The following is a 3765-nucleotide window of genomic DNA, read 5'->3' on the forward strand; positions in this document are numbered from 1 at the left end:
AAGCTGCTCTCCGCCATGCGCTATGCCTTTGGCGGCCATGTTGAGAAGCCGAAGGCCGGCAAGTGAGGACAGCGGGGGAGACACGCGCATGAGCCAGGAACGGTCCGACACGCTGGTGCTCTTCGGGGCCACCGGCGACCTCGCCCACAAGAAGATATTTCCAGCCCTTTACCAGATGGTCGCCAAGGGCACGCTTACCGAACCGGTGATCGGCGTCGCCTTCGATGCCTGGGACCTCAAGCAATTGCAGGCGCGCGCGCGTGACGGCATCGTCAATGCGCTCGGCAAGATCGACGAAAAAGCCTTCGCCAAATTCGCCTCGCTGCTGCGCTACGTCAGCGGCGACTACCGTGACGGAGCGACGTTCGAGAAACTGAAGAGCGCGCTCGGCACCGCACAGCGACCGCTGCATTACATGGCGGTGCCGCCGACCATGTTCGAGACCGTCGTCCAGGGGCTGGAGCAGTCGGGCACGGCGCATGGCGCGCGGCTGATGGTGGAAAAGCCCTTCGGTCACGATCTGCAATCGGCGCGCTGGCTGAACCGGGTCCTGCATCTGGTGTTCGACGAGCAGTCGATCTTCCGCATCGACCACTACCTGGGCAAGGAAGCGATCCAGAACCTGCTCTATTTCCGCTTCGCCAATTCCTTCCTCGAGCCGATCTGGAACCGCAACTACGTCGAGAGCGTGCAGATCACCATGGCCGAGGATTTCGGCGTCGAGGGACGTGGCCGCTTCTATGACGATGTCGGCTGCATCAGGGACGTCATCGAGAACCATCTGCTCAACATCCTGTTGCTGCTTGCCATGGAGCCGCCTGTCGGCCGCTCCGCCGACGATCTGATCGACGAGAAGGTGCAGGTGCTGCGCGCGATCAGGACGCTGACCAAAGACGATGTCGTGCGCGGCCAGTTCACCGGCTATCTCACTGAACCCGGCGTCGCGCCGAACTCGCCCGTCGAGACCTTCGCGGCGGTGCGTTTCTTCGTCGACACCTGGCGCTGGCAGGACGTGCCGTTTTTCATCCGCGCCGGCAAGAACATGCCGGTGCATGTCACCGAAGTGGTGGTGCGGCTGAAGCGGCCACCGCTCGATGTCTTCGATCCGATCAAGCCCGCCGACCAGAACTACGTCCGCTTCCGCATCGACCCACAGGTGGTGATCGCCATCGGAGCACAGCGCAAGGCGCCGGGCGACGACATGATCGGCGAGCAGGTCGAACTGACGGCGCTCGACGACTCGAAGGGCGACATGCCGCCCTATGAACGCTTGATAGGCGACGCCATGAACGGCAACGGCCAGCTGTTCACCCGCCAGGACGCCAGCGAACTGGCCTGGCGCATCGTCGGCCCGGTGCTTGGCGACACCACGCCGCCGCACCTCTACGAGCCGCTCACATGGGGACCGGCGGACGTCATGGCCGGGTTCGGGCCACCCAATGGCTGGATCGATCCGGTGAAGTGAGAGGAACCACGCGATGGCCAAGGCAGTGAAGCAACCAGCATCGGGCACCGAGACGCCGGATGCTGAAAAGATCGTGCTCACGATCGACATCGGCGGCTCGCACGTCAAGATCCTCACCAGCGCCGGCGGCGCGGAGCGCCGCGCCGATTCGGGGCCGGGGCTGACGCCGCAACAGATGATCGATACCGTGAAGAAGCTCGCCGAAGGCCTGTCCTACGACGTCGTCTCGATGGGCTATCCCGGTCCGGTCAACCACAACAGGCCGCTCGCCGACCCCGCCAATCTCGGCAGGGGCTGGGCTGGTTTCGACTTTGCGGGCGCGTTCGGCAAACCGGTGAAAGTGGTCAATGACGCGCTGATGCAGGCCATCGGCAGCTACGAGGGCGGGCGCATGCTGTTCCTCGGGCTCGGCACCGGGCTCGGTGCGGCGATGATTGCCGACAACGTCGCCCAACCGATGGAACTCGCGCATCTGCCCTACAAGAAGGGCAAGAGCTTCGAGGATTATGTCGGCGAACGCGGCCTGGAAAAGCGCGGCAAGAAGAAATGGCGCAAATACGTCTTCGACGTCGTCGACCGGCTCCGTGCCGCCATGCAGCCTGACTATGTCGTCATTGGTGGCGGCAACGTCGACAAGCTCGATGAATTGCCCGCCGACTCCAGGCGCGGCGACAACACACGCGCCTTCGAAGGCGGGTTTCGTTTGTGGCGCGACAAGGCGCTGATAGTCTGATACTGTTATTGTTTAATATAGTTGTTCAAAATAACGTGTGACCTGCCATCAAGTCGTTGCAATACGCAGATTTGCCGACTAGGAATTCCGCGCTACAACAACGCCAATTCGTCCCGTGGACGCACGAAGGACGCCATAGCATTTTGATTTCGCGCATGATCCTTTCCGGAAGTCGAATCCGATTTTCAGGTCATTCGCTGTAGACGGAGAAATAGAGTGACCGACGATAGCAACAGTGCCCGTAAAGACATCGATCTGCTCGAGCTGACCGCCCACATCGTGTCCGCTTACGTCGAGAAGAACCGCTTGCCTGCCTCCGGCCTGGCCGACCTCATCGCCAGCGTCAGCGCCTCGATAAGCGGGCTCGGCAAGCCTGCGGTCCCGGTGGCTGCCCCGCTGGTCCCGGCGGTCAATCCCAAGAAGTCGGTGACGCCCGATTTCATCATCTGCCTCGAAGACGGCAAGAAGTTCAAATCGCTGAAGCGTCACATCGGTGTGCATTTCGGCCTGACGCCGGACGCCTATCGCGCCAAATGGGGCTTGCCGTCGGACTATCCGATGGTCGCTCCCAACTACGCGGCCTCGCGTTCGCTGCTGGCGAAGTCGATCGGCCTCGGCCGCAAGGCCGCCCCCGTCAAGGCGCCCGCCAAGGGCAGGAAGGCCAAGGCCTCGGCCTGAACATTCAGTCCTGAGCCAACAGTTAGGACGACTGGAACAGAAGCCTGCCGGCGAATCCGCCTTGGCAGGCTTCATGTTCTTATGGCTTGGATGGACCGGACGGGTTCCTAGAGCAATTCCAGGAAAAGTGTGAAACGGTTTTCCGTCCGGAATTGCGTAAAAACAAGGAGTTAGAGCGGGTCGCCGTTTCCGTGAAACGGTGAACTGCTCTTGGGGAGTGAGCCATGAACTACACCAGGATGGTGATCGAGAAAGAGGCGCCGGAAGAATACGGCTACGACCGTATCCGCTTCAATCTTTCCGAAAGCTCGATCGCCGACCAGAAGCTCTCCGACATCGGCCTGTCGCTGCCCGATCTCACGCTTTTCTATGGCGAGCATCGCGGCGACAAGCAGTTGCGTGCACTGATATCGGCGCAGGATGCCGGCATTTCGCCGGATGATGTCCTGGTCACCGCCGGTGCCGCCGGCGCGCTGTTCATCATCTCGACCTCGCTTTTGTCGGCCAACGACCATCTCGTCGTCATCCGGCCCAACTACGCCACCAACATCGAAACCCCAAGGGCGATCGGCTGCGCCATCAGCTTTGTCGACCTGGCCTTCGAGGAAGGCTTCGCCATCGACGTCGAACGCGTCAAGGCCGCGATTCGGCCGGACACGAAGCTGATCAGCGTCACCTGCCCGCACAACCCGACCGGCACGATGATGAGCCGAGCCGAGCTCGATGCGCTGGTGGCGCTTGCCGAAAGCAGCGACTGCCATCTGCTGGTCGACGAGACCTATCGCGACCTCTCCTACGGCAGGCGGCTGCCGACGGCTGCCTCACTGAGCCCGAAGGCGATCAGCGGCTCGTCATTGTCCAAGGCCTTCGGGCTCAGTGAGGCAGCCGT

Annotated in this window: 4 protein-coding genes; all 4 read left to right on the plus strand. The window is 62.0% G+C overall.

All coding sequences use genetic code 11. The features are described from left to right. The first annotated feature begins 88 nt into the window (after positions 1 to 88). On the plus strand, positions 89 to 1465 hold the full coding sequence (zwf, locus tag EN925_RS27250; protein ID WP_024504766.1) for a glucose-6-phosphate dehydrogenase: 1377 nt from the start codon (positions 89 to 91) through the stop codon (positions 1463 to 1465). Positions 1466 to 1478: 13 nt separating this feature from the next. Then, on the plus strand, positions 1479 to 2198 hold the full coding sequence (locus tag EN925_RS27255) for an ROK family protein (protein WP_027163053.1): 720 nt from the start codon (positions 1479 to 1481) through the stop codon (positions 2196 to 2198). Between the two features lie 216 nt (positions 2199 to 2414). Next, a complete protein-coding gene (locus EN925_RS27260; protein ID WP_013528917.1) occupies positions 2415 to 2876 on the plus strand; it encodes a MucR family transcriptional regulator in 462 nt (153 codons plus the stop codon). 224 nt (positions 2877 to 3100) lie between these two features. Next, positions 3101 to 3765 (plus strand): pyridoxal phosphate-dependent aminotransferase (locus EN925_RS27270; RefSeq protein WP_164894418.1); only part of this gene is annotated, 665 nt, incomplete at its 3' end.

This window comes from Mesorhizobium sp. M7A.F.Ca.US.006.04.2.1, assembly GCF_004022915.1.
Classification (GTDB): domain Bacteria; phylum Pseudomonadota; class Alphaproteobacteria; order Rhizobiales; family Rhizobiaceae; genus Mesorhizobium; species Mesorhizobium ciceri.